The sequence below is a fragment of the Pseudomonas sp. A-RE-22 genome (assembly GCF_019956035.1).
Classification (GTDB): Bacteria; Pseudomonadota; Gammaproteobacteria; order Pseudomonadales; family Pseudomonadaceae; genus Aquipseudomonas; species Aquipseudomonas brassicacearum.
This window is the reverse complement of the sequence record NZ_JAHBCZ010000040.1, coordinates 25,789-50,388: the sequence shown is the minus strand read 5'-3', so window position 1 is coordinate 50,388 and position 24,600 is coordinate 25,789. Positions and strand designations below refer to the sequence as shown.

Here is a 24,600-nt window from a genome sequence, read left to right as displayed (position 1 = left end):
AATGAAGGCCGCAAGCCCAATGAAACAAGGGACATCAGCTCAACGATGGTTGAGAACAACAGCTCACGCGGATACTGGCGTTGACGATGTTCTTCGAACATCTGATCGATCCATTCGGCAGGAACAGACTGCTCCAGAATCACTCTGGCCATGACACTGGCCGGTGCTTTTTTCTCAAACCGCGCTAGAACTTCTGCCCACATCGCTTCTGTCACCCTGACTGAGTTTTGTGGGATTTTATCAAAGACCTTGAAAGGGCTGACCCTTACGGCGCAACAAGTCGCCGCTCTGACCCACGACATCGTCTGGCTCGAAGAACATGAAGTGAATGGCGAAAAGGTGTTGGTACCGGTGCTATACATGGCCAACGCCGATAACCGATTGGCCGCTAACGGGGCATTGATCCAAGGCTCGGATGTAACGTTGATCGCAGGTAAGGACCTGATCAACGCCGGGACGCTGCGAGCCAGTAACAACCTCTCTGCTACTGCCGGCAACGATCTGGTCAATAGCGGACTGGTGGAAGCGGGGAATCGATTGGACCTGCTGGCCGGCAATAACCTGGTAAACAAGGCTGGGGGGATTGTCGCCGGGCGTGATGTGAATCTGGTTGCGGTCAGTGGCGACGTGATTAACGAGCGCACCGTGACGGCTCAGGACTCACGATATACCAACACAACGCTCCACCGCGATTACATTGACAGCGCCGCGCGCATTGAAGCCGCCAACGAACTGACGATCTCAGCCGGCCGTGATGCCATCAATACCGGGGTAATGAAAAGCGGTGGCGATACTTACATCGATGCCACGCGTGACATCAACGTCCTTGCCGTGGAAGAGCGCAACTCTGGACAAAAACCACGCTTTAACAGCGAAACGATCACGCAGCATAGCGCCAGCATTGAGGCTGGGCGAGACCTGACGCTGAAGAGTGGGCGTGACATCGCCGTGGTTGCCAGTGACATCTCTGCCAAGCGCGATGTGTCAATGACCGCAGTCGAAGATCTGCAGCTGTCTTCCGATGCGGATGAGAGCCATAGCTATTCCAAGGTTCGCAAGACAACCCGTCAGACGGACAACGTCGATCAGGTTGCCGCCACCGTGGACGCAGGAGGCGACGTTTCGCTTAAGGCTGGCGGTGACATGACGTTGGTGTCCAGCCGGATAACAGCGGGGGACGAAGCGTATCTGATGGCGGTAGGGAAAGTGGAATTGCTTGCCGCCCAGAACAGCGATTACTCGTTGTATGACATGAAGAAAAAAGGCGGCTGGGGCAGCAAGAAAACCCAGCGCGATGAAGTTACTCATGTAACCAACGTTGGTACTGAGATCAGCACCGGTGGTGATCTGACGGTCCTCAGCGGTGGCGACCAACGCTATCAAGTTGCCAAGCTTGAAAGCGCTCAGGACATCAAGCTGAGTAGCGGCGGCGCCATTACTTTTGAAGGCGTAAAGGACCTTCACCAAGAAAGCCATCAGAAAAGCCGCAACAGCATGACCTGGAACTCTGCCAAGGGTCGCGGCAACACCGATGAGACCTTGCGTCAAAGCCAACTGATTGCCCAGGGCGACTTGGTTATCAACGCCGTCAACGGCTTGAACATCGACATCAAGGACATCAACAAGAACACCGTCAGCCAGACCATCGACGCCATGGTCAAGGCCGACCCGGGTCTAGCCTGGCTCAAGGAGGCCGAGGCGCGTGGCGATGTGGATTGGCAACTGATCAAGGAAACCCACGAATCGTTCAAATACAGCAGCTCGGGCATGGGGCCGGCGGCGATGCTGGCGGTGATTATTATCGTCACTGTTCTGACGGCCGGCACGGCAAGCGCGGCGGTGGGAACAGCGGCCGGTGCGACGGCGGGTTCAGGCACGGCGATGGCGGCAAGTGGGGTCGCATCCGGTGCAGCGCTGACGGGGGGAGCTGCCGTTGGTTCCACTGTTGGGGCAGGGCTGGGGAACATAATGGCCTCCGCTGCGCTGACCTCTATGGCCAGCGGTGCGGCAGTCAGCGCTATCAACAACCAAGGTAATTTGGGGGCTATAGCCAAAGACGTCTTTTCTTCCGACAGCCTGAAGGGATATGTGCTGGCGGGCGCGTCAGCGGGGATCGCATCGCAGTTCGGATTTAACCCTACGACACTGAAGTTTGATCTCGCCAGCGCACAGAGCGTGGCTCTCAAAGTGGCAGCTGACGCTGCGGCCAAGACAGCAATTATGGGGGGGAGCCTCAAGGACAACCTGGTGGCTTCTGCGTTGGGTTCGGCCATCAGCATTGGTGGGGCTGTTTCGGCCAATAAAATTGGTGATATCACCGCCTTCAGCGACGGAAAACTTTCCAAAGTCGTAATGCATGCGGCTTTGGGTGGGTTGATGGCCGAGGCGATGGGAGGGGACTTCCGTTCGGGGGCAATTGCGGCGGGCGCGAATGAGGTACTGGTAGATTTCCTCGCGGACAAGTTATTACCGAAAGGTGTAAGTAAAAATAGCCTGGAGTACCAGGAAGGCGTCAGCAAACTGTTGGCCGCGTCAGAGCTTGTAGGCGTGCTGACCACGGTAGCAACTGGAGGTGATCCATCCATCGCCGCTACGGTTGCGGCTAATGCTACCCAGAACAACTTTTTAAATCATACGGAGAACTCTGAGCGTTTCGAGGCCATTAAAGGCTGTAAGGCAGGAGATCAGAAAGCTTGTGCTCGCAGGGATGAACTCAATCAGCTGGACGTGAATCGTGACATGGCTGTTTGGGCTGCATGTGACGGAGCAGCAACAAGCTCTGCCTGTACCACCGCACGGACAGAGGCCCAGATAGCTCGATTTGACTTGTTGAGGCATCAGAATACCTCGCAAGCGCAAGAACAGATGCAGCAAGCTTTGAAAGACCCAGACTTGATGAACTTCACGATTCAGGGTGAGTTGCGCAGCATCAAAATGCTCGACGATGCAGTCATTCGGCAAATTTCGACTAGCATCAGCAAGAGCCTATTTTCGATAGGAACTGACCTGGCGCCGGGCGTGGGCGATGTAAAGGCCTTTGCAGAAGCCGAGGACGCATGGGACTATATTTTTGCGTCGATAGGCGTGGTTCCTGGCGTTGGTGATGCCTTCGCGCTGGGGTTGCGTAAGAGCAAGCAACTGCTCAAAGATGGCAAGGCGCAGGAAGCCAGTGAGTTACTTGAAAGCCTCGCAAATCGCGCTTCAGGTGCAAAAGGCGTAGGCGAAGTCGTACCTGCCGCTTCTGTTGTGTCTTCTGGTACGACTCGGACGGGCGTTGTTCGTACAAATGCTGCTGACTGGAGAGCGTTGCGCGATAACTGGGACGATCTTGGGTATGGCCAAATATTAAGCGCTGAAAATCGGACTGCTATTGCTAAAGGGCGCACCCCGAAAGTTGACGATGCATGGATTAAGGTTTTCCCAGAAGATGCCGGGCTAAAGGGTGAGCGAATTCCTATGCATCATATTCAGGGTTCGCCACTTACCGTGCCGCTGCCTGATACACGTCATTTAGACGCGCATATGCCGGGAGGCTTTAGATATAATCCTGGCGGTCCTGGGTCAGCACTTCCAGCATACCCGCCGAAGAAAGGAACTGAGTAATGCATGTCATGCCGCTAGATCATGCGAAGCAGAAGTTAATCTTCTATGTGGCTCAGGATTTGGATCAGTCAACTAAGTCTGATGTGCAGCAGCTTGTGAAAGATCTTGCTGCGTCAAGGGTATGGAGCATTGCGCCACCAAGCTTGATTGATGAGATAGACGAGAATGGCTTGGAGGTCGTAGGTGGGATGCTGGAAATTTATTCAGCTTTACCGCCGAGCATACTCCCTCTTGATGTGGACTCGAAGAATCTAGAGGAAGTAGAAGAGCTGATTGGTGCTGTTAGGTACTTATCTGAAAAAGCCAGCCTTTCCTTTGAGTTTCAATTGGATACTACCTATGTTGGTAGTATTGATGATGGCGTCGTTGATCGAGTTCTTCAGGAAGGCTTGCTTGCGCCATGGAGAGAAAATCTCAGCGGGAAAAGTTGAATCAAGAGTACAAATACAGTATTCACCTGGCACCGGTCTCGCGCCGGTGTTGTTTTACCTGCGGTCAGCACCAGGCGTAACTGCCTGTTGCTTTTCGGTTGTCAGGTGTTCTCTTTCTGTTGTCTCGTGTTGTTTTTCTGTTCTTTCTCAGTTGCTTATGTGTTTCTTTCGAGTTGCTTGATGGCGAATGTATGTCACGCCGTCTGAACTGTTTATTTCTAGCTATCTGGCTGCTATCTGTTGCTATCTCTCTGCTATCGAGCTGCTTTCTTTCTGCTATTTCCCGGCTACCGCTGCCAGCGGTCAGGCCGCTGGAAAAGGTTTTGACCCTCTGGCCGGTGCCTGTCCTTAAATTTGCGGTGTTTTCACGGTTGTATTCCGCCCTTAAACCCCAGAATTTTTGCGATACACCATACGCACCCTGCGGGTGCCTCTAGGTTTCTGATTTATATAGATTTTATTCGATTTTGAATTTGGTCCTGTATTGCTGCTCGACTACACCCTTGGCTGTAGGCCGCGCAATTTCTGAGATTGGGCGACTACAAGCTGTATACGGCCGCTATAGCTGCGTTTTTCTTTAGCTGCCAGCTCTGTGGTCGGTGTCCGTCCCCATGATTTTCGATGCCTGGTACTTGAGAATCATCCCATCGAGCAGCGCCTTGATAACCGACTTCTCAGCTTCGGGCATATGGCTGACGGCCTCAAAGCGGAGGCGCAAATCGTCGGACGGCCCGCGTTCTCCTTCAGCGAACACCAAATCATCCAAACTGACGTGCAGAGCCTGAGCAAGCCGAATTAGGGCTTCTAAGGTTGGTTGCGCCGTCCCTGCCTCATAACGCCGAATCTGATTAACGTGCACTGACGCGGTGTCAGCCAGAGTTTGCTGGGTGAGATCGGCGGCTTTGCGCAGCTGGATCAGGCGTGTGGGGAAATGCATGGGTAGGAACCAGATCGTTTCGGATTCCATAACTGTATGCCCTGTCTCTGATAAGGTTTGACTTGGACACAGTATAAGGTATTAAAATAAAACCTCAAACGAGCGTTGACGCATTTTGGAGAAAACCCGATGGCCCGCATTCCCGAAGCCGAACTGGAACGTCTCAAGCGAGAGGTGTCGCTGGTTCGACTGATCCAGTCGCAGGGCCATGAGCTGAAAAAGCGCGGCAAGGATTGGGTGATGTGCTGCGTATTTCATGACGAAAGCACGCCCAGCTTGTCGGTCTCCGAAGAGAAAAATCTCTATCACTGCTTTGGCTGCGGGGCTGCTGGTTCGGTGATCGATTGGGTGATGAAAACCCAAGGCGTTTCGTTGCCGCACGCGGTCCAACTGCTGCGCAACGACGCGCCGCTGGAGAGCACGGAAAAAGTCGGTGTGACACGCAGCCACGCTCGACACCTCCCTTCTTTAGCTGCGGGCTCTTCTGATCTTGAAGCCGCGGCGCTGCTGCGTTCGGTGGCCGAGTTCTATCACGCCAATTTCAAACAATCCCCCGAAGCACTGGCCTATCTGGAATCTCGCGGCCTGAACCACCCCGAGTTGATCGAGCATTTTCAGCTTGGTTATGCCAATAAAACCCTGACGTACCGCTTGCCCGCAGGGCATACCCAGGCCGGTCGGCAGGTGCGGCAGCACCTGCAAGATTTAGGTGTTTTGCGCTCTACCGGGCACGAACATTTAAACGGTTGTCTGGTCGTGCCGGTGTTGGGTCTGGAAGGCGGCGCGCAGCCGGAACAGGCTGGGCGGGTGATGCAGCTTTACGGACGGCGAATGCAGCCGAACAACAAAATTCCGGCTAACCAATCTCGGCATTTGTACTTGGCTACGCCGTTGCGCGGAGTCTGGAACGAAGCGGCGTTGTTGGCCAATCTGGAAATTATTCTCTGTGAGTCGCTGATCGACGCCATGACCTTTTGGTGTGCGGGTTTTCGTAACGTCATCAGCGCTTATGGCGTGAACGGTTTTTCTCAAGATCACTGGCAGGCCCTGAAACACCACGGCACCCAGCGGGTCATCATTGCTTTTGACCGCGACCCGGCAGGAGACGCAGCAGCCGAAAAACTGGCCGAAGAATTACGCTCTGCCGGCATCGAAGTGTTTCGTTTGTTATTTCCGCAAGGTATGGACGCTAACGCTTTCGCCTTGCAGGTGGAAAACCCGGCTCATGCACTGGGCGAGTTGTTGCAACAGGCGTTGTGGCAGGGCAAAGGCACACCGGTTTCGGTCGAGCCAGACACCTCTTTTTCTTTAGCTGCTGCGCCGCAGGCAACCGCCGAGTTGCCACCGATGCCGGGTGTTTCCGATTCGGAAACTTTGACGGTAGCGGGGCCAGTTTCCGAATCGGAAACTTTTAGCGAAAACGCCCAGGGTGATCTGTTGTTGGCCGTGGCCGACCGTCGATGGCGGGTGCGCGGCTGGAAAAAGAACCTCGGCCCGGAGCAAATGCGGGTCAATGTACAGGTGCGCCGCGAGGTCGCCGAAGAGCCCGTAACGGGCCGCGAAGCGGCCTATTACGTGGACAGCTTCGACCTGTACGCGGCCAAGGCACGGTACAGCTATTTGAAACAGGCCAGCATCGAGCTGGGCGTGCCGGAAGAAATCATCAAGCGCGACCTGGGCAAGCTTTTGCTCAAGCTGGAAGGTTTACAGGAAGCCTCAATCCAGGCAGCACTGGCCCCGAAAAATCCCACCCCGACACTGAGCGCCGAGGATGAACTGGCCGCGTTGAACCTGCTGCGTGCGCCGAATCTGATCGAGCGTATCGAAGCCGATTTGACCCGCTGCGGAGTGGTCGGTGAATCCTACAACCTGCTGGCCGGGTACTTGGCGGCCGTTTCCAGAAAACTGGATCAGCCTTTGGCTGTGTTAATCCAGTCATCGAGCGCAGCGGGCAAAAGCTCGTTGATGGACGCGGTTTTAAACCTGATGCCGGAAGAAGAACGCATCCAGTACAGCGCCATGACCGGCCAGAGTTTGTTTTACCTCGGCGAAACGGATCTACAACACAAGATCCTGGCCATCGCCGAAGAAGAGGGCGTTCGCCAAGCGGCCTATGCCCTGAAACTGCTGCAATCGGACGGCGAATTGACCATTGCCAGCACCGGTAAGGACGAAGCCACCGGCAACTTGATCACCAAACAATACACGGTCAAAGGCCCGGTGATGCTGATGCTCACCACCACGGCCATCGACGTGGACGAGGAACTGCTCAACCGTTGCTTGGTGCTGACTATCAACGAAAGCCGCGAGCAAACCGAAGCGATTCATGCCGCCCAACGCAAAAACAAACCCTCGACGGCCTGCTGGCCGACGCCGAAAAGCAGGCCATTACTCGCCTGCATCAAAACGCCCAGCGCCTGATCAAAACCGTGGCGGTGGTCAATCCGTTTGCTGATCAACTGACGTTTCTTTCGGACAAAACCCGCACTCGGCGCGACCACATGAAGTACCTGACGCTGATTCGCTGCATTGCCTTGCTGCATCAGCATCAACGCCCGATCAAACACGTCGAGCATCGCGGCAAATCCTTGGCTTACATCGAGGTCACGAAGGGCGACATCGTGCTGGCCAACCGGCTGGCCCACGACATTCTTGGGCGCACCCTGGACGAACTACCGCCGCAAACGCGGCGGTTGCTGGAGCTTTTGCAAGGCTGGGTCGAGGCCCGAAGTCAGGCGCAGGGACTAAAAGAAAAAGAGTTTCGGTTCGGTCGCAAGGACGTGCGCGAGGCCACTGGCTGGGGGGATACCCAGTTGAAAATCCACTTGGGCCGACTGACCGAACTGGAATACCTGCTGCTGCACCGCAAGGGGTTAGCCCATGAATACACCCTCACGTATGACGGCAAAAGTGGCAACCAACCGCACCTGATGGGCTTGATCGATGCCGACCAACTCGACAACACATCCGCTCGGTCGGGGGGTTCAGAAAAACGGTCGGGCTCAGGTCGGGCCATGGTCGGTAGTCAGTCGGACACCCTGAACCACGCGCAAAGCCACGCCGTTTCTGGCCTTGAGCCGAAAGCGGTCGGCCTGAACGAAAAACCACTGACCCTGTCGCCACAAAAAAACCACTCCGCGTTGTCCAGCGCCGTCTAAGTCGAGGTGGTTATGCCGAAAAAAGGCGAGAGCAAAAAGCAGCGAGTTTCGGAACAAATTATCGGCCCGCTGGGCGATCCCGGCAGCCTGTATTTTCAGATGAAACAGTTCCTGCAATACCAGCGTGAACGTGGTTATTCCGAACGCACCGTCGGCAATCGCGAAAGCCTGCTGATTGCGTTTATTCGCTGGTGTGATGAACGAGGTTTGACCCGGCCCCAGGAAATCACCCGACCGATTTTAGAGCGCTACCAGCGTCATCTTTTTTTGTATCGAAAAGCCGACGGCGAAGCGTTGTCAGCGCGCAGCCAAACGGTGCGTATCACGCCGATTCGGGTGTGGTTCAAGTGGCTGACCAAAACCAATCGCATCTTGTACAACCCGGCTTCCGACCTCGATCTACCGAGGATGGAACAGCGCTTACCAAAGCACATCCTCAGCAGCGACGAAGCCGAACGCATCCTCAATGTGCCAGACACCCAAACCTCGACCGGCATCCGCGACCGGGCGATGCTGGAAACCCTTTACAGCACTGGCATGCGCCGCATGGAGTTGATCGGCCTGAGCTGGAGCGCCATCGACTACGAGCGCGGCACGGTGATGATTCGCCAGGGCAAGGGCAAAAAAGATCGCATGATTCCCATCGGCGAACGGGCACTGGCCTGGATCACCAAATACCGCGATGACGTCCGGCCCCATTTTGTTTTGGGCCAGGACGATGGCACGTTGTTTTTGACCCAGCAGGGCGAAGGATTTAGCCCCAATCGCCTGACGCAATTGGTGCGCGAACACATCGAAAAAGCCAACATTGGTAAGCGTGGTAGTTGCCATTTGTTCCGCCACACCATGGCCACGTTGATGCTGGAGAACGGCGCCGATATTCGTTTCATCCAGGCCATGCTCGGGCATGTCAGCCTGAACACCACGCAGATTTACACCCAGGTGAGTATTCGTGCGCTCAAGGAGATTCACACGGCCACCCATCCGGCGCGGCTGCACCGGCAACACTCGGCCAGCGAAACCATGGCTGAAACTCTGCCAGACGACCCCGTCACGGCTCTGCTAACGGCCCTGGACGCCGAAGCGGATGAAGAGAGCGATCAGGCCTGACAAATGCCAGGCAACCCCTGACAAACATCCTGTGGATCGAGTGATAAACCTGAGTCTTCTTTCGGACAGGAAATGTTTTGTGGCCACCGCCTGCACGCAGTCGGTCTCCCCAAAACCCTGATCAGGGCTACGCCCCGATACCCCTTTAGATGCAAAGCCTAACGCGCTGCGCTTGTTGGCCCCTGCCGACACGGCGGCTAAGCCACCGCATCGTCAGGGGCATCAACCAGGTGCTTCGCCACTGCGTGCAGGCTCATCAGAATCGATAGGGCAAACGGTCAACTTCACGCCCAGCGCATGCACGATCACCAGCAGCGCGTCCAAGCGCAGGGTGTCACCGGCGCTGAAAAACCCTTCCAACTGATCGTGTGTAAACCCCGTCGCTTCGGCGATTACACCCATGCCCTTGGCGTGTGCCGCCATGCCTAATACCTTGCCGACATAACCTGCATCACCCGTCTGAAGCGCATCCGTGAGAAAGATGGCCACCGCTTGCGGGTCGGTCATGGCGTGCGCTGGATCGTATGGCATAAGTAGCTCGGGCATGGGAAATGGCTCGTGTGACAGAAATTTAAAATAGCGCATTGAGTGTGTTGAAACGGATTCAAAACCCGCGTCGGGGTGGTTTTATTCAGTGAGCGTGAATCAGCTGGGCCGACCGGCGCGCAGGCCGCGCCACGTCTGGCGTTGCACGTGTAGACAACGAAAATCGCGTCGGGTGATACTGTTGGTACAAAAGCAGCGCTTCCTAGTTCACCTCAGCCAGCGCCACTAATTAGTGATCTCGGATCAAATTACAGAGTTATCACGCCCCGTGGTCCAGGTGCAGCAGAAGGCCCATTGCCCCCTGGATATACACCAGTATCCCGCTGGGTTTCCCCTGAAGAGGTTTCTCAGTGGATGCAAAATGGAGGGACGGCTATTCCCAATGGCGTTGGAGCTGGTGGACGTGTTTACGTGACGGCTCCGGGTGCGGCTAAGCCAGGCGGGACTGGTCCTATTCGTATAGACTTTGCCGTTCCAGAGAAGGCTATCAGTCAGGGTGGGAAGCCGGAGTGGGGGCAAATTTTTCAACCCAATCAGAGTTCACCTATTTACAACGTTAAGATTAATATGCCTGATGGTATAAAAATTCCAGGAGTAACACCGTGAGTTTTATTAGTGTTGTTGAGTATGGGATCGTTATTCGCCGGCAAGAGTTGGCATCTAAATTTATAGATGTTGATAGGTTGTCAGCGGTGCTTGAGTTTGATGCGCCACTTGATATAAGTGCTGATTTGGTTTCCTTTGGACCCTGTTTTGGAGGAGAGGCGACGGATGAGCTTACTCGACGCTTAGAGGCACTGGGCTTGCAATATGTTGATGATTTTTTTGTGTTTTCTGGCGAGTTTCCATTGTGGTGTAAATTTAAAGTAGCCATAAATTCTGATTAGGTACAAAAGCAACTGGTGACGCTGCCGGTAAGATAGATGATCTTGCGTCAACTAAGGTCAAGTGGGTTGATGAGAATGCAGGTATGAGTTCGCGTGCCCGGGATTACAATGACTCAGCAACCGGTGCTCGCTCCAATCCTGCAACCCAATCTGGCCAAGCTCCTGCGCTAGAAAGAACAATGCCGGATGGATCAACAAGGTTGGTTAAATTCGATGGTGTGGATGGTGAAGTTTTAGTTGATCGCAAGATTTCGGTTGTAACGACAAGCAAATCGAAGGACCAGGCGCTTAGGCAGTCTGACGTGTTAAGTCAGAATGGTTTAACTGCGCGCTGGGAAGTACCTACACAGGCTCAAGCAAATAGAGCTCAGAAAATGTTTGATGAGCTGGGCATTAAAAATATTTCAGTGAAGGTGATTCGTGAGCCAGGAAATCAATAAGCACGTTGCGCGAGCCATTGTTGAGCTTGCTATATTCCTTGAGTTTTCGGGGGATGATGCATTAAATCCAGATGCTGCAATGCAGGGGCTTGAACAATTAGCTTCGACATTGCAAATGATGGACTTGGAATCTAAATCATCTTTGTGCTCACAGTTTAAAAGCATCGCAATAGAGTATTCAGATGAGCAGGCAGAGTTTGTGGAAAGCTTGGGCGAAGCGCTGGGGTTGATCGAGGAGTAGTTTGCTCATCAGTAAAAGCCCCAGATTTTACTGACATGCAATGACTTTGTATCACACTGACACCGGCCTCGCGCCGGTGTTTTTGCACCCTATCTGCACCCTTTTTGCCGCCTTCTTGCATCCTATTTGCATCCTTTCTGCAGTCAAGTTGCATCCCTTTTGCACCCACCCTGACGACCTACGGTCTAGCTGCTCAATACGCCCTTTTTGAGCATGATTTTTCGCTCCTTAACAGGAGCAAAATCTCAATACACAACACGCACCTCTCGCGAGGTGGGTATTTTCTATATGTATCAATTAGTTATCCGGTTTCTGTCTTCTAGGTGCTGCTATACACTTGTAATACGAAATGCAGGTTTCACCCAATAAACACTGACGTATGGCGTATGGCTTTTGCTATACGCAGCAGCGAAGTATGGGGGCCGGTTTACTCTTTCAGATCGGCCCTTTTTTCTGGTTACGCACTGGGTGGTCGGCTGCTGTTATCCGCCCCCATGATTTTTGATGCCTGGTACTTGAGAATCATCCCATCCAGCAGTGCTTTGATAACCGATTTCTCGGCTTCGGGCATATGGCTGACGGCCTCAAAGCGGAGGCGCAAATCGTCGGACGGCCCGCGTTCTCCTTCAGCGAATACCAAATCATCCAAACTGACGTGCAGAGCCTGAGCAAGCCGAATTAGGGCTTCTAAGGTTGGTTGCGCCGTCCCTGCCTCATAACGCCGAATCTGATTAACGTGCACTGACGCAGTATCAGCCAGAGTTTGCTGGGTTAGATCTGCGGCTTTGCGCAGCTGGATCAGGCGTGTGGGGAAATGCATGGGTAGGAACCAGATCGTTTCGGATTCCATAACTGTATGCCCTGTCTCTGATAAGGTTTGACTTTGACACAGTATAAGGTATTAAAATAAAACCTCAAACGAGCGTTGACGTATTTTGGAGAAAACCCGATGGCCCGCATCCCTGAAGCCGAACTGGAACGCCTCAAGCGCGAGGTGTCACTGGTTCGGCTGATCCAGTCGCAGGGCCATGAGCTGAAAAAGCGCGGCAAGGACTGGGTGATGTGCTGCGTGTTTCATGACGAAAGCACACCCAGCCTGTCGGTCTCCGAGGAGAAAAATCTCTATCACTGCTTTGGCTGCGGGGCCGCAGGTTCGGTGATCGATTGGGTGATGAAAACTCAAGGCGTGTCGTTGCCGCACGCGGTTCAACTGCTGCGCAACGACGCACCACTGGAGAGCGCGGAAAAAGTCGGTGTGTCGCGCAGCCAAACCCGACACCTCCCTTCTTTAGCTGCGGGCTCTTCTGATCTTGAAGCCGCGGCGCTGCTGCGTTCGGTGGCTGAGTTCTATCACGCCAATTTCAAACAGTCCCCCGAAGCATTGGCCTATCTGGCGTCTCGCGGCCTGAACCATCCCGAGCTGATCGAGCATTTTCAGCTCGGCTATGCCAATAAAACCCTGACCTATCGTTTGCCTGCCGGATATACCCAGGCAGGCCGCCAGATGCGTGAGCAGTTGCAGGCCTTGGGTGTTTTGCGTTCTACCGGACACGAACATTTAAACGGTTGTCTGGTCGTGCCGGTGTTGGGTCTGGAAGACGGCGCGCAGCCGGAGCAATCCGGGCGAGTGATGCAGCTTTACGGACGGCGAATGCAGCCGAACAACAAAATTCCGGCTAACCAATCTCGGCATTTGTACTTGGCCACGCCGTTGCGCGGAGTCTGGAACGAAGCGGCGTTGTTGGCCAATCTGGAAATTATTCTCTGTGAGTCGCTGATCGACGCCATGACCTTTTGGTGTGCGGGTTTTCGTAACGTCATCAGCGCTTATGGCGTGAACGGTTTTTCTCAAGATCACTGGCAGGCCCTGAAACACCACGGCACCCAGCGGGTCATCATTGCTTTTGACCGCGACCCGGCAGGAGACGCAGCAGCCGAAAAACTGGCCGAAGAATTACGCTCTGCCGGCATCGAAGTGTTTCGTTTGTTATTTCCGCAAGGTATGGACGCTAACGCTTTCGCCTTGCAGGTGGAAAACCCGGCTCATGCACTGGGCGAGTTGTTGCAACAGGCGTTGTGGCAGGGCAAAGGCACACCGGTTTCGGTCGAGCCAGACACCTCTTTTTCTTTAGCTGCTGCGCCGCAGGCAACCGCCGAGTTGCCACCGATGCCGGGTGTTTCCGATTCGGAAACTTTGACGGTAGCGGGGCCAGTTTCCGAATCGGAAACTTTTAGCGAAAACGCCCAGGGTGATCTGTTGTTGGCCGTGGCCGACCGTCGATGGCGGGTGCGCGGCTGGAAAAAGAACCTCGGCCCGGAGCAAATGCGGGTCAATGTACAGGTGCGCCGCGAGGTCGCCGAAGAGCCCGTAACGGGCCGCGAAGCGGCCTATTACGTGGACAGCTTCGACCTGTACGCGGCCAAGGCACGGTACAGCTATTTGAAACAGGCCAGCATCGAGCTGGGCGTGCCGGAAGAAATCATCAAGCGCGACCTGGGCAAGCTTTTGCTCAAGCTGGAAGGTTTACAGGAAGCCTCAATCCAGGCAGCACTGGCCCCGAAAAATCCCACCCCGACACTGAGCGCCGAGGATGAACTGGCCGCGTTGAACCTGCTGCGTGCGCCGAATCTGATCGAGCGTATCGAAGCCGATTTGACCCGCTGCGGAGTGGTCGGTGAATCCTACAACCTGCTGGCCGGGTACTTGGCGGCCGTTTCCAGAAAACTGGATCAGCCTTTGGCTGTGTTAATCCAGTCATCGAGCGCAGCGGGCAAAAGCTCGTTGATGGACGCGGTTTTAAACCTGATGCCGGAAGAAGAACGCATCCAGTACAGCGCCATGACCGGCCAGAGTTTGTTTTACCTCGGCGAAACGGATCTACAACACAAGATCCTGGCCATCGCCGAAGAAGAGGGCGTTCGCCAAGCGGCCTATGCCCTGAAACTGCTGCAATCGGACGGCGAATTGACCATTGCCAGCACCGGTAAGGACGAAGCCACCGGCAACTTGATCACCAAACAATACACGGTCAAAGGCCCGGTGATGCTGATGCTCACCACCACGGCCATCGACGTGGACGAGGAACTGCTCAACCGTTGCTTGGTGCTGACTATCAACGAAAGCCGCGAGCAAACCGAAGCGATTCATGCCGCCCAACGCAAAAACAAACCCTCGACGGCCTGCTGGCCGACGCCGAAAAGCAGGCCATTACTCGCCTGCATCAAAACGCCCAGCGCCTGATCAAAACCGTGGCGGTGGTCAATCCGTTTGCTGATCAACTGACGTTTCTTTCGGACAAAACCCGCACTCGGCGCGACCACATGAAGTACCTGACGCTGATTCGCTGCATTGCCTTGCTGCATCAGCATCAACGCCCGATCAAACACGTCGAGCATCGCGGCAAATCCTTGGCTTACATCGAGGTCACGAAGGGCGACATCGTGCTGGCCAACCGGCTGGCCCACGACATTCTTGGGCGCACCCTGGACGAACTACCGCCGCAAACGCGGCGGTTGCTGGAGCTTTTGCAAGGCTGGGTCGAGGCCCGAAGTCAGGCGCAGGGACTAAAAGAAAAAGAGTTTCGGTTCGGTCGCAAGGACGTGCGCGAGGCCACTGGCTGGGGGGATACCCAGTTGAAAATCCACTTGGGCCGACTGACCGAACTGGAATACCTGCTGCTGCACCGCAAGGGGTTAGCCCATGAATACACCCTCACGTATGACGGCAAAAGTGGCAACCAACCGCACCTGATGGGCTTGATCGATGCCGACCAACTCGACAACACATCCGCTCGGTCGGGGGGTTCAGAAAAACGGTCGGGCTCAGGTCGGGCCATGGTCGGTAGTCAGTCGGACACCCTGAACCACGCGCAAAGCCACGCCGTTTCTGGCCTTGAGCCGAAAGCGGTCGGCCTGAACGAAAAACCACTGACCCTGTCGCCACAAAAAAACCACTCCGCGTTGTCCAGCGCCGTCTAAGTCGAGGTGGTTATGCCGAAAAAAGGCGAGAGCAAAAAGCAGCGAGTTTCGGAACAAATTATCGGCCCGCTGGGCGATCCCGGCAGCCTGTATTTTCAGATGAAACAGTTCCTGCAATACCAGCGTGAACGTGGTTATTCCGAACGCACCGTCGGCAATCGCGAAAGCCTGCTGATTGCGTTTATTCGCTGGTGTGATGAACGAGGTTTGACCCGGCCCCAGGAAATCACCCGACCGATTTTAGAGCGCTACCAGCGTCATCTTTTTTTGTATCGAAAAGCCGACGGCGAAGCGTTGTCAGCGCGCAGCCAAACGGTGCGTATCACGCCGATTCGGGTGTGGTTCAAGTGGCTGACCAAAACCAATCGCATCTTGTACAACCCGGCTTCCGACCTCGATCTACCGAGGATGGAACAGCGCTTACCAAAGCACATCCTCAGCAGCGACGAAGCCGAACGCATCCTCAATGTGCCAGACACCCAAACCTCGACCGGCATCCGCGACCGGGCGATGCTGGAAACCCTTTACAGCACTGGCATGCGCCGCATGGAGTTGATCGGCCTGAGCTGGAGCGCCATCGACTACGAGCGCGGCACGGTGATGATTCGCCAGGGCAAGGGCAAAAAAGATCGCATGATTCCCATCGGCGAACGGGCACTGGCCTGGATCACCAAATACCGCGATGACGTCCGGCCCCATTTTGTTTTGGGCCAGGACGATGGCACGTTGTTTTTGACCCAGCAGGGCGAAGGATTTAGCCCCAATCGCCTGACGCAATTGGTGCGCGAACACATCGAAAAAGCCAACATTGGTAAGCGTGGTAGTTGCCATTTGTTCCGCCACACCATGGCCACGTTGATGCTGGAGAACGGCGCCGATATTCGTTTCATCCAGGCCATGCTCGGGCATGTCAGCCTGAACACCACGCAGATTTACACCCAGGTGAGTATTCGTGCGCTCAAGGAGATTCACACGGCCACCCATCCGGCGCGGCTGCACCGGCCACACTCGGCCAGCGAAACCATGGCTGAAACTCTGCCAGACGACCCCGTCACGGCTCTGCTAACGGCCCTGGACGCCGAAGCGGATGAAGAGAGCGATCAGGCCTGACAAATACCAGGAAACCCCTGACGAACATCCTGTGGATCGAGTGATAAACCTGAGTCTTCTTTCGGACAGGAAATGTTTTGTGGCCACCGCCTGCACGCAGTCGGTCTCCCCAAAACCCTGATCAGGGCTACGCCCCGATACCCCTTTAGATGCAAAGCCTAACGCGCTGCGCTTGTTGGCCCCTGCCGACACGGCGGCTAAGCCACCGCATCGTCAGGGGCATCAACCAGGTGCTTCGCCACTGCGTGCAGGCTCATCAGAATCGATAGGGCAAACGGTCAACTTCACGCCCAGCGCATGCACGATCACCAGCAGCGCGTCCAAGCGCAGGGTGTCACCGGCGCTGAAAAACCCTTCCAACTGATCGTGTGTAAACCCCGTCGCTTCGGCGATTACACCCATGCCCTTGGCGTGTGCCGCCATGCCTAATACCTTGCCGACATAACCTGCATCACCCGTCTGAAGCGCATCCGTGAGAAAGATGGCCACCGCTTGCGGGTCGGTCATGGCGTGCGCTGGATCGTATGGCATAAGTAGCTCGGGCATGGGAAATGGCTCGTGTGACAGAAATTTAAAATAGCGCATTGAGTGTGTTGAAACGGATTCAAAACCCGCGTCGGGGTGGTTTTATTCAGTGAGCGTGAATCAGCTGGGCCGACCGGCGCGCAGGCCGCGCCACGTCTGGCGTTGCACGTGTAGACAACGAAAATCGCGTCGGGTGATACTGTTGGTACAAAAGGGACGGGCCAGGTTATCCCTGATGCAATAAGCCCCCCCAAGCTCAGTTCGGTTGAAGACCTGTTTGGGCAGACATTTGAAAGTATCCCGCTGTCGCACCTTCCCAATTGGAAGACCGGTTCGCTTGTAAATGATGGGGTGTTGGGCGAGCAACTGGCCCTGCAAACCCTTAACGAGAAAACCGGCCTCAATTTCAAACCTCTGCAAAACAGTAGCAACCACGGCTGCGATGGCTGCGCGGTGGCGATCAATGGCGATACGATTACCGTGGTGGTGATGGATGCGAAGTCTTCGGTGAATGGTGTGAGTAAGGCCGGTACGCCGCATGGCGACCCGAGGACGCGGTTGGAGGGGTGGCTGGGTAATAGATCAATTGCCGACTCTGATCCTGCTTTACGCGATGCTTTGCAAGCGGCGTTGGATTCAGGAAAAGCCAAGGTTCAAGGTGTAACAGTCAAAGTCGGTGTTCCCGCCCCCAGTAAAACAGGTGTAGCAGAATTTAAGGTGGAACCATGGACCAAGAAGTAATTCAGTGCGAGCGCTCGGGCGTAAACCCGAAATGGCCCTCCTACAAAAGTGTACTGGGGCGCATAGCCAAGGGGCCATACGTCTCAGATGACTACGAGTTTAATGGCATCCGTGAATATGTTGAGCGCGGCGATGCATTTGCGAAGCCATCAATGCCTGTACCGAATAGTGACAACGTTACGCGTAGTAGCTCCGAATGGATGGCCGTCACACGAGCCCACAAGGTAATGGCAACCGCACCAGATAACCCGCAATGGCTTCTGGAATTGGCCCATTGGCTGCGCTACTACCAAGTAGGAATTTGGCAGTTGTTCTTCTGGGCGGGCCAGTTCGACATTATTGCCAAAGCGGCAGGCAATGATCGACGCCGCCAAAACTACAGCATCCAAACCGCCACCAATATGATGGCCGCCATGGCGATCCTAGGCTGGAAGGATGCTGTCATCCATCAGGGCTATCTCACCCATGCGGCTCTCAACCGTGGGCATCAATTAGTGATTGAGTACGAAGAGCAACACCGCCGCGTCCAAGCCTTTATGCTGCGTGTGTTTGCCGATTGGGTGGGCGATGTCTCGCATCAATGGCCTGCTTATGCTTACGACGAACCCATCTACGAAGCCTTGTTGGCCAAGTGGCGCACTCCCAGCCCCGACGACCTGATGCCCTGCCTGTTGGTCGCGTGTGACCGCCACACTTGGCAAACCGGCAAAGAGAGCCAGAAGAATTCCTACGACTTCAATCAGGACTGGCACTTGGAGCGCGTGCCGGTGGAAATTCTCTATATCCTGCGCCTGCGCCAGTGGGAAGGTTTAGCCAATCCGCAGAAGATTGATCATCCGCTGCTGGCCGCGCCCTTTGACCAATTGCCGTCCGAGCAACCAGTGCCTGAGTTGGACGAGTTGATGCAAGGTGTGCTAAAGCGCGCAAGGGAAGACTGGCCACAGTACGATGAAGTGCTGTCTTTGCCAGCATTGAAGAGTTGAATAGGTACAAAAGCTACAGGAGAAATATCGCCCACGAGGCCGCTGGCTTTACCTTCACCTGAGTTTAATGTACCGAGTGAATATCGCCTGACTCGAAACGCAGATGGCACTGCCACCGTCGAGGGACCCCGAGGTGGTTTGTACAACTCAACTGGGCGTTATACTGCCGATGGTAAGCCCGTGTACCGAGATAACAGTGGGGGGTACGTCACGTTGGACGGGGGAAGGATTAACGTTAGTGCGCCGGTTAACTACGAGTCAATTCCGATACATCATATCTGTACTGATAAAATGTACTTCTGGTGCGAATGGGCAGATAGCCTGGACAAAAGAGTATCAGCGCTTCTTTGATGGGGCGGATCTTAACATCAATCGCGCAACTGAAAATTTAGTCGCGGTGCCAGGGCATAGAGGGCCGCATCCCATAGAGTATCACCAGTATGTATATGGGAGCCTGGAACAGGCTACTAAAGGCTTAGCACCTGGAACACCAGCCTATAAAGCGGCTGTTACAAAGACGTTGGATGGAATTAAGAAGGAAGCAGTGATCGTGGGCAGTGAAATTAATAAGTGGCTTACTAGGAATTGATATGAAATATTATTTACTGCGTCAGGATCTTTCTGTCTCCGAAAAGTGGGTTCTCGGCGATGTGAGGCATGTGGATAATTGGAATTTTAGTGATCCCCCAGTTAACTTCATGGAGCCTGGCAGATATACGCTTGATGTCAGATTCGACGGCGTTGAAATTGACTATTCTCTAGCGGGCTACGCGAGTGTTCCAGTCCTGAGTGAGAGAGCTCGAAATTCACTCATAGGTTTGTCTGAAGTCGATCAACCTTATCAAAATGTAGTCTTTGAGCCTGTTGATATTGAGGGGAAACAGGTTTCCCAAAATTATTTTCTAATGATCATAGAGACACAAATAGATTGTGTAGATGAAGAGTCTTCAAGTTTTACAAAATTTTCAGTTGATGATCCTGTACGGCCGGACATGGCAGGTCAATACCGCGCGTTTTATAATTTGGCGATAGATGAGTCAAAAGTGGGGGCTTTCCATATTTTTAGGATTAAAAAATATTTGGGTGCAGTTGTAGTGAGCGAAGAAGTGAAACGTCGATTTGAGGCTGTAGGAGTGGTGGGGGCGGTATTTGAGTCGGTGAGTGGCGATAAGGTTACTGTTGCATAAAGGAAGTAAAGTGTAGGTCACAATGGTACAAAAATAGGAAAAGTGGACGGGTTTATTTTTTGATTCTTTGCTACGTTGAAAGCTTCCACGGAGGAGGAATCAAACATGCCCAGGATGGGACGTATTGTTTTACCGAATTACCCACACCATATCGTACAACGCGGTCATAACCGTCAGGTGGTGTTTGCCGTCGCCGAGGATTATCAACGCTACCTCACGGACCTGCGTGAACTTAAGGATGCATTTGGCGTAAGGGTCTATGCCTATTGTCTGATGCCACTCATATTCATTTGGCGCTGGTGGTGGGATATCGGTCGCTGGGCTGGGGCAGTTGATGAAGGCTCTGGCACCACGTGTGCTGTTTGAACCTATTAAGGACTTAATTAGGTAGGTTGTTTATGCTTGATAAGCAGATATACGATTTGACAGCGCGGGATATCGAAGGATATGGTGTTTGGTATTTTCCTATGGATGAAACTGTCGAGGACGAGCTAACAGTGCGTCCTGTATGCTCTAGGGAGATTGTTGATGTTGGATTTCAAATCATTGTCAGAGCTTGGTTTGAAACTCATCGCGGTGATCGATATGTAGGGTATATATACTGGGGTAATAGTTCGGATATTGGTCATCTTCAACCTGTTATGTTTGTTGGCGTGGACCAATGCATTAATTTCTGGAGTGGAATATGTGAGCCGGTTTGGGAGAGTTATTCCCTCCAGTTGCAATCACTTCGTTCAGATTTTCCTATCTCATTCTCATCGGAAAGTATTTTTGAATTAATCAGTGTGTCTGGGGTTTTGCAAGGCTTGTACAGTTTTGAGGACGATCGGGTGATGGTATTTGTATGAGTAATCAAAAGTGTGGTGTTGATGGGTTCATGACTCAATGTGTCATTTAATGATTTCAATTGCTTTACGTCTGAGCAGATTTTTATTTATTTACAGGGGTTAATCAATGCGCTGTTTCAACCTGTCTCTCCTTCTGTCCACGACGTTACTCTTGTCAGCCTGCAACACAACCCCCTACGACAAGGCCACCATCTACTATGACCGGCCACAATTCCCCTCGCAGCTCGTCAAGGATTATCCAGAACTGACCGGCCCTATCCTGCAACATGGTCGTTGCTCTCTGATCGTTTCCACCCCCGGCTCGAACACTGGCACCTACTATTTCTGCACCTACGCGTTGACCGGTAATGATCTGTACGTTCAGGGTTGGGACGCCAAAGCGTTGAAATATGTGGAGATCGCTCATGTGGATATTTCGGCGCTTAAAAACATTTCCCTGTATACGATTTTTCGGACCAGTCAGCTCCAGATGACGGAAGAACGGCGTCAATTAGCGCTGAGTGCATCTATTGATGAGGGCGGCTACATCGACTCGGCAGCCACCAAGGAGCTGTTTGATGCGATCAAGCGAAAAGGCGTGCCCGTGGTAAAAAGCGATGGCATGATCAGCCCACCCACAGGGCCCTCGCCGATAATCATCCCAGTGGTTATTCCAAAGTGAACAGAACGAGGATGCAGTGATAACGAGGACAAGCTCTCAGGGAAAAGGGGACAGGAAAAGGGGGACGGAAAAGGGGACAGATTTGAATGGCACTTACTTAACCTTCTTCGGGTGTCCATTCTTCTTGACCTCTGCCCTTGCTGATCGACGTGTTTTCATCAGCATGGGGTAAGGCTTGGGCCTTCGCTTTATGGCGCGCGGCTCAATCCTGCCGGGACGCTTTCCGACACGTTTCTGGCTAATCAGCTCAAGCAGATTCAGCATCTGATCTTCTTGCCCTTGAACCCCGTACTGCCTCAACGCAAGGCACAGCCGAAGGCTATGTTTGAAGCTCAGTTCACGAGGCAGGCAGTCGACCAACAGAGCTGATTGCGCCATGAGCATCCGTATCAGGTTGTGCGCCAGCAAGTAGATCCACAACTCCTTGACGGCCATACCCGGCGTCTTGCAGCTCAGTGCTTCAAGCCCCAGCGTAGTCTTGAGGTTGCGCAGATCCAGCTCCACATGCCATCGGTCTTTGAACAGTGATTTGAGGGCAGCTTTGGGCACCTGCTGTGGACAATTCAAAGTAGTGACCAGGATTTTCCCTCCGGCCTTCAACTCACGTACTGTCAGCGTTTCAGGTGCCTCGTCGTAATAGGCCTGGCTCATCCAGGACGGCTTTGCCTTGGGCTTTTTCAACTCAACCAAATGATCTTCCGACCCCAAGGACTTTCCCAATTGAAAGTCCGTGCTACGCCGTCGAGCGCCGTATTGTTCGAACACCCCGTCCACGCCTCGATGTTGCAATTCACACAACAAAAAGTAGGTTGCGTAGTAGGCATCGCCCAGCACAATGTCACCTCGTTCCAAGGTATCGAGCATGGTCCTGAGCAGCGTCTGCTCATCACCTCCTTTACCGCGAAAACGTCCCAACGAGGCATCCAAAACAGCACCGCTGGCGAGGCAAACAATTCCCACCAACCGGCAGATGGGAAAGCCCAGTCCGGCTTTCTGCCCACGAGATTGCGGATAGGCCTCTTGGTTGGCCGGCGTATCCGGCAGGGTGATCGTAGTGCCATCCACGAGACGCACAGGTCGCCCCCTCCAACGCCATGATGACGGAGCCCGGTTGCTCATCGATGACCCCGTGGAGCGCAACAAGGTTGAAACCATCTCCACCGGCAACCGCGCTCTGGCTTTGCAGTAAGCACCGGTATGAATACTGTTGGGTTTCAAACCCTCGCAGGAGCGTTTGATAGAAAAATCATTCACGGCATTCTGACAGGAGCGATCGGCGCTCATCGCCTGGGACAAAAACAGGGACAGTGTTTCGGTCGGGGGGAATAATCGCTGGCGATGCTTGGGTATCGACGACTCGATACCCCGCAATAGCTCTGGATCGGTGAGCAGCTTGAAGAAAGCATGGGCATTGCTGTTCGTGGCGTGCTGGCGCATACGGTGCTGTTGATGTCGGACGATTTGGCGTCTACGATTCACTCGGGCTGTGTCCTTGCTTGATCGGTGTGTGTTCGCAACTATCACCGTAGACCAAGGCCAGCCTTTTTTCATTTCTTGCAGCCGTATCAGCTAGTTAGCCGTTAAGTAAGTGCCATTCAAATCTGTCCCCTTTTCCCTGAGCCTGTGTAGGTACTTCCCACAGGTCTCTTCAATATTCCAACTTCTTGATTTCCTGTAAGAAAATTCGGGAATTCCTCAGGGTCTGTCCCCAGTTCCCTCCTGCACCTCTTACATAACAAACACCAAATGGAATGGCGTTCCGCTTTTCGCCCAGTATTCAGCAGCTTCCAGCCAGGCTGTTGCAAAACACCCCAACGCATATGGGGCCTGAGACCATCCTTTAACTGCTTCGCGCAGAACGAGACAATAACTGTCAGCAGGGAACCAATCCATATCAACCAGACACTCGTCAAGAGCGTCCCAGTTATTACCAAAATAATCCGGAAATTGCATTGCCGACGCGACAACTGCAAACAAATCCTTATCTGACCTTACATTCGCTATTGAGCCTGTAGCTACCAGGCCCCCTAGAGTGTCTAACGCATTCTTAAATTCCTCAGCGCGGACAAAGTGGATCGAAACTGCCGAGACTTTTTTCAAGTAGCTCATACTCGTCATGACTACCTCCTGATCGGATCAACCTGGATGAAATTTTCGTAATGATCTTCTGCGTAGTACGTCCTGCCGGAGTTCGCATCTTGAACTACACGACGTTTGGCGCGATTATTAGCGCCTGGTGTATCAACGGTATACTCACGGTAATCTCCCTCTGGAAGCTTACCTTCTTTGTTCCTGAAAATGGTTCCATCTTGCTTATAGGGAAAAGGACCGCCAGTTTCGATACGATCAAGGGTCTTATTTACCTCAGCTATACGATCAGCATCCTTGAGGGGAAGATTCCTAGCCCCTTTTGGACCAACTAATCTTCGACAATTATATCTACAGCTTTCCCCTTGATAGCTACTCGACCCCAGTCTCCGGTCAGTTCATAGCCACCATCACAACCAACAAAACTGTCTATATTCCCATAATCGAACTCGCCCGAAGCATCTGCATATGCCATAAACCTCCTATCAAGCCATTCGAAAGAATCTACATTTAGAAAGCGCAAAAAAATCTTTCTATAGCAATGTTTCTCTCCTTCTTGTGGCTTTTTATATTTTGGATGATTTTCAGTAAGAACTGCTTCTAACTCAAAGACTAGAGAGCCCTCCCTCTCACAAACAGATAAAACATAGCTATCTTCGAGATAGATATTTGAAAGCGAGGGGATTTCATAATAATTCATATTTATCCTCACAAATCAAAGTCAATTGACGTGTGATTATCCGGACTTTTTCTTGTTACCGGATTACCAAAGGCGTCTGTTCTTTGACCTGTCGCGCTTTTAAACTCAACATGTGGATCAGCACTTCCTGGCGCCCGCGAACTGCCTTGTTTGATTGTCACACGAGGAATGCCATTCGCGTCAAGATATTTGAGAGGGCCACCATCAGTCTGAACAGGCTTCCAACCTTGAGCTTCCGCATATAGCTTCAACTCGCTAGCTTTTGGCGTTCGACCGGGTTCAAAAATCTTATTAATGCCTTTTGCACCATCCCCTACAACCCCAACCTTAACCCCGGTTTACCACCCTTCCCCCCAGCAGTCGACGAGAACAGATCCGCCCCCGGAAACAGCGCATCCAAAGCAGCGTCCGCCAGCAGCCCCATCA

Annotated in this window: 25 protein-coding genes and 2 pseudogenes; 18 read left to right on the top strand and 9 right to left on the bottom strand. The window is 53.5% G+C overall.

Annotation, left to right across the window (positions count from 1 at the left end; genetic code table 11):
* Window positions 1-152 (bottom strand): annotated as a pseudogene (locus KGA89_RS19795) (IS4 family transposase); the annotation flags it as partial.
* On the opposite strand from KGA89_RS19795, the gene KGA89_RS19790 reads away from it, so the two are divergent.
* Complete coding sequence (locus tag KGA89_RS19790; protein ID WP_223472348.1) at window positions 151-3,603, top strand: DUF637 domain-containing protein; 3,453 nt, start codon at window positions 151-153, stop codon at window positions 3,601-3,603. The pseudogene KGA89_RS19795 and the gene KGA89_RS19790 overlap by 2 nt on opposite strands.
* Window positions 3,603-4,034 (top strand): hypothetical protein, encoded by a 432-nt coding sequence (locus KGA89_RS19785; protein WP_223472347.1) that lies wholly within the window; start codon window positions 3,603-3,605, stop codon window positions 4,032-4,034. Before KGA89_RS19790 ends, KGA89_RS19785 begins: the two co-directional genes overlap by 1 nt.
* 577 nt (window positions 4,035-4,611) lie before the next feature.
* Here the strand turns inward: KGA89_RS19785 and KGA89_RS19780 are convergent.
* Window positions 4,612-5,001: a helix-turn-helix domain-containing protein gene (locus KGA89_RS19780; RefSeq protein ID WP_223472346.1), complete on the bottom strand. Its 390-nt coding sequence runs from the start codon at window positions 4,999-5,001 to the stop codon at window positions 4,612-4,614.
* Window positions 5,002-5,100: 99 nt separating this feature from the next.
* Between KGA89_RS19780 and KGA89_RS19775 the strand changes: the two genes are divergently transcribed.
* The 3 genes from KGA89_RS19775 to xerC (KGA89_RS19765) all read left to right on the top strand — a co-directional run bounded on the left by KGA89_RS19775 (window position 5,101) and on the right by xerC (KGA89_RS19765) (window position 9,239).
* On the top strand, window positions 5,101-7,392 hold the full coding sequence (locus tag KGA89_RS19775) for a CHC2 zinc finger domain-containing protein (RefSeq protein ID WP_223472345.1): 2,292 nt from the start codon (window positions 5,101-5,103) through the stop codon (window positions 7,390-7,392).
* A gap of 80 nt (window positions 7,393-7,472) precedes the next feature.
* Complete coding sequence (locus KGA89_RS19770) at window positions 7,473-8,129, top strand: hypothetical protein (RefSeq protein WP_223472340.1); 657 nt, start codon at window positions 7,473-7,475, stop codon at window positions 8,127-8,129.
* A 12-nt stretch (window positions 8,130-8,141) separates the two neighbouring features.
* Window positions 8,142-9,239 carry a site-specific tyrosine recombinase XerC gene (gene xerC / locus KGA89_RS19765; protein ID WP_223472344.1) on the top strand — a complete coding sequence of 366 codons (1,098 nt, stop codon included), beginning with the start codon at window positions 8,142-8,144 and terminating at the stop codon, window positions 9,237-9,239.
* A 222-nt stretch (window positions 9,240-9,461) separates the two neighbouring features.
* Here xerC (KGA89_RS19765) and KGA89_RS19760 read toward each other — a convergent pair whose 3' ends face one another.
* Window positions 9,462-9,785, bottom strand: a complete 324-nt coding sequence (locus KGA89_RS19760) for an addiction module antidote protein (RefSeq protein ID WP_223472338.1) — start codon at window positions 9,783-9,785, stop codon at window positions 9,462-9,464.
* A gap of 602 nt (window positions 9,786-10,387) precedes the next feature.
* Here KGA89_RS19760 and KGA89_RS19755 point away from each other — a divergent pair.
* The 3 genes from KGA89_RS19755 to KGA89_RS19745 all read left to right on the top strand — a co-directional run bounded on the left by KGA89_RS19755 (window position 10,388) and on the right by KGA89_RS19745 (window position 11,353).
* Window positions 10,388-10,672 carry a hypothetical protein gene (locus KGA89_RS19755; protein WP_223472343.1) on the top strand — a complete coding sequence of 95 codons (285 nt, stop codon included), beginning with the start codon at window positions 10,388-10,390 and terminating at the stop codon, window positions 10,670-10,672.
* A gap of 83 nt (window positions 10,673-10,755) precedes the next feature.
* Window positions 10,756-11,112, top strand: coding sequence for a hypothetical protein (locus tag KGA89_RS19750; RefSeq protein WP_150761662.1), 357 nt, complete (start codon window positions 10,756-10,758; stop codon window positions 11,110-11,112).
* Window positions 11,093-11,353 (top strand): hypothetical protein, encoded by a 261-nt coding sequence (locus KGA89_RS19745; RefSeq protein ID WP_078731018.1) that lies wholly within the window; start codon window positions 11,093-11,095, stop codon window positions 11,351-11,353. The genes KGA89_RS19750 and KGA89_RS19745 overlap by 20 nt, the downstream gene beginning before the upstream one ends.
* A 457-nt stretch (window positions 11,354-11,810) precedes the next feature.
* Here the strand turns inward: KGA89_RS19745 and KGA89_RS19740 are convergent, their stop codons facing one another.
* Window positions 11,811-12,203, bottom strand: a complete 393-nt coding sequence (locus KGA89_RS19740; RefSeq protein WP_223472342.1) for a helix-turn-helix domain-containing protein — start codon at window positions 12,201-12,203, stop codon at window positions 11,811-11,813.
* A 99-nt stretch (window positions 12,204-12,302) separates the two neighbouring features.
* Here KGA89_RS19740 and KGA89_RS19735 point away from each other — a divergent pair, with 99 nt between their 5' ends.
* The 3 genes from KGA89_RS19735 to xerC (KGA89_RS19725) all read left to right on the top strand — a co-directional run bounded on the left by KGA89_RS19735 (window position 12,303) and on the right by xerC (KGA89_RS19725) (window position 16,441).
* Window positions 12,303-14,594: a CHC2 zinc finger domain-containing protein gene (locus KGA89_RS19735; protein WP_223472341.1), complete on the top strand. Its 2,292-nt coding sequence runs from the start codon at window positions 12,303-12,305 to the stop codon at window positions 14,592-14,594.
* An 80-nt stretch (window positions 14,595-14,674) separates the two neighbouring features.
* A complete protein-coding gene (locus tag KGA89_RS19730) occupies window positions 14,675-15,331 on the top strand; it encodes a hypothetical protein (protein ID WP_223472340.1) in 657 nt (218 codons plus the stop codon).
* Window positions 15,332-15,343: 12 nt separating this feature from the next.
* A complete protein-coding gene (gene xerC / locus KGA89_RS19725; protein WP_223472339.1) occupies window positions 15,344-16,441 on the top strand; it encodes a site-specific tyrosine recombinase XerC in 1,098 nt (365 codons plus the stop codon).
* 222 nt (window positions 16,442-16,663) lie between these two features.
* Here xerC (KGA89_RS19725) and KGA89_RS19720 read toward each other — a convergent pair whose 3' ends face one another.
* Window positions 16,664-16,987 (bottom strand): addiction module antidote protein, encoded by a 324-nt coding sequence (locus KGA89_RS19720; protein WP_223472338.1) that lies wholly within the window; start codon window positions 16,985-16,987, stop codon window positions 16,664-16,666.
* A gap of 330 nt (window positions 16,988-17,317) precedes the next feature.
* Here KGA89_RS19720 and KGA89_RS19715 point away from each other — a divergent pair, with 330 nt between their 5' ends.
* The 7 genes and pseudogenes from KGA89_RS19715 (at window position 17,318) to KGA89_RS19685 (ending at window position 21,386) form a co-directional block, all read left to right on the top strand.
* Window positions 17,318-17,707 (top strand): hypothetical protein, encoded by a 390-nt coding sequence (locus KGA89_RS19715; protein ID WP_223472337.1) that lies wholly within the window; start codon window positions 17,318-17,320, stop codon window positions 17,705-17,707.
* A gap of 308 nt (window positions 17,708-18,015) precedes the next feature.
* Window positions 18,016-18,690 (top strand): hypothetical protein, encoded by a 675-nt coding sequence (locus KGA89_RS19710; protein WP_317846394.1) that lies wholly within the window; start codon window positions 18,016-18,018, stop codon window positions 18,688-18,690.
* Window positions 18,691-18,793: 103 nt separating this feature from the next.
* The gene (locus KGA89_RS19705; protein WP_317851100.1) at window positions 18,794-19,279 is read left to right on the top strand and encodes an AHH domain-containing protein; all 486 of its coding nucleotides are present in this window, start codon (window positions 18,794-18,796) and stop codon (window positions 19,277-19,279) included.
* 1 nt (window position 19,280) lies between these two features.
* Window positions 19,281-19,877, top strand: a complete 597-nt coding sequence (locus tag KGA89_RS19700) for an imm11 family protein (protein ID WP_223472335.1) — start codon at window positions 19,281-19,283, stop codon at window positions 19,875-19,877.
* Window positions 19,878-19,982: 105 nt separating this feature from the next.
* Window positions 19,983-20,232: pseudogene (locus KGA89_RS19695) on the top strand (transposase); the annotation flags it as partial.
* A gap of 43 nt (window positions 20,233-20,275) precedes the next feature.
* Window positions 20,276-20,725 carry a hypothetical protein gene (locus tag KGA89_RS19690; RefSeq protein WP_223472334.1) on the top strand — a complete coding sequence of 150 codons (450 nt, stop codon included), beginning with the start codon at window positions 20,276-20,278 and terminating at the stop codon, window positions 20,723-20,725.
* A gap of 106 nt (window positions 20,726-20,831) precedes the next feature.
* Window positions 20,832-21,386 carry a hypothetical protein gene (locus KGA89_RS19685; protein ID WP_223472333.1) on the top strand — a complete coding sequence of 185 codons (555 nt, stop codon included), beginning with the start codon at window positions 20,832-20,834 and terminating at the stop codon, window positions 21,384-21,386.
* A 93-nt stretch (window positions 21,387-21,479) separates the two neighbouring features.
* Here KGA89_RS19685 and KGA89_RS19680 read toward each other — a convergent pair whose 3' ends face one another.
* The 4 genes from KGA89_RS19680 to KGA89_RS19665 all read right to left on the bottom strand — a co-directional run bounded on the left by KGA89_RS19680 (window position 21,480) and on the right by KGA89_RS19665 (window position 24,174).
* On the bottom strand, window positions 21,480-22,865 hold the full coding sequence (locus tag KGA89_RS19680; protein ID WP_223472332.1) for an IS4 family transposase: 1,386 nt from the start codon (window positions 22,863-22,865) through the stop codon (window positions 21,480-21,482).
* A gap of 249 nt (window positions 22,866-23,114) precedes the next feature.
* Window positions 23,115-23,504 carry a barstar family protein gene (locus KGA89_RS19675; RefSeq protein ID WP_223472331.1) on the bottom strand — a complete coding sequence of 130 codons (390 nt, stop codon included), beginning with the start codon at window positions 23,502-23,504 and terminating at the stop codon, window positions 23,115-23,117.
* Between the two features lie 2 nt (window positions 23,505-23,506).
* On the bottom strand, window positions 23,507-23,860 hold the full coding sequence (locus KGA89_RS30860; RefSeq protein WP_411740649.1) for a ribonuclease domain-containing protein: 354 nt from the start codon (window positions 23,858-23,860) through the stop codon (window positions 23,507-23,509).
* Window positions 23,806-24,174, bottom strand: coding sequence for a hypothetical protein (locus tag KGA89_RS19665; protein WP_223472330.1), 369 nt, complete (start codon window positions 24,172-24,174; stop codon window positions 23,806-23,808). Before KGA89_RS19665 ends, KGA89_RS30860 begins: the two co-directional genes overlap by 55 nt.
* Between the last annotated feature and the right edge of the window lie 426 nt (window positions 24,175-24,600).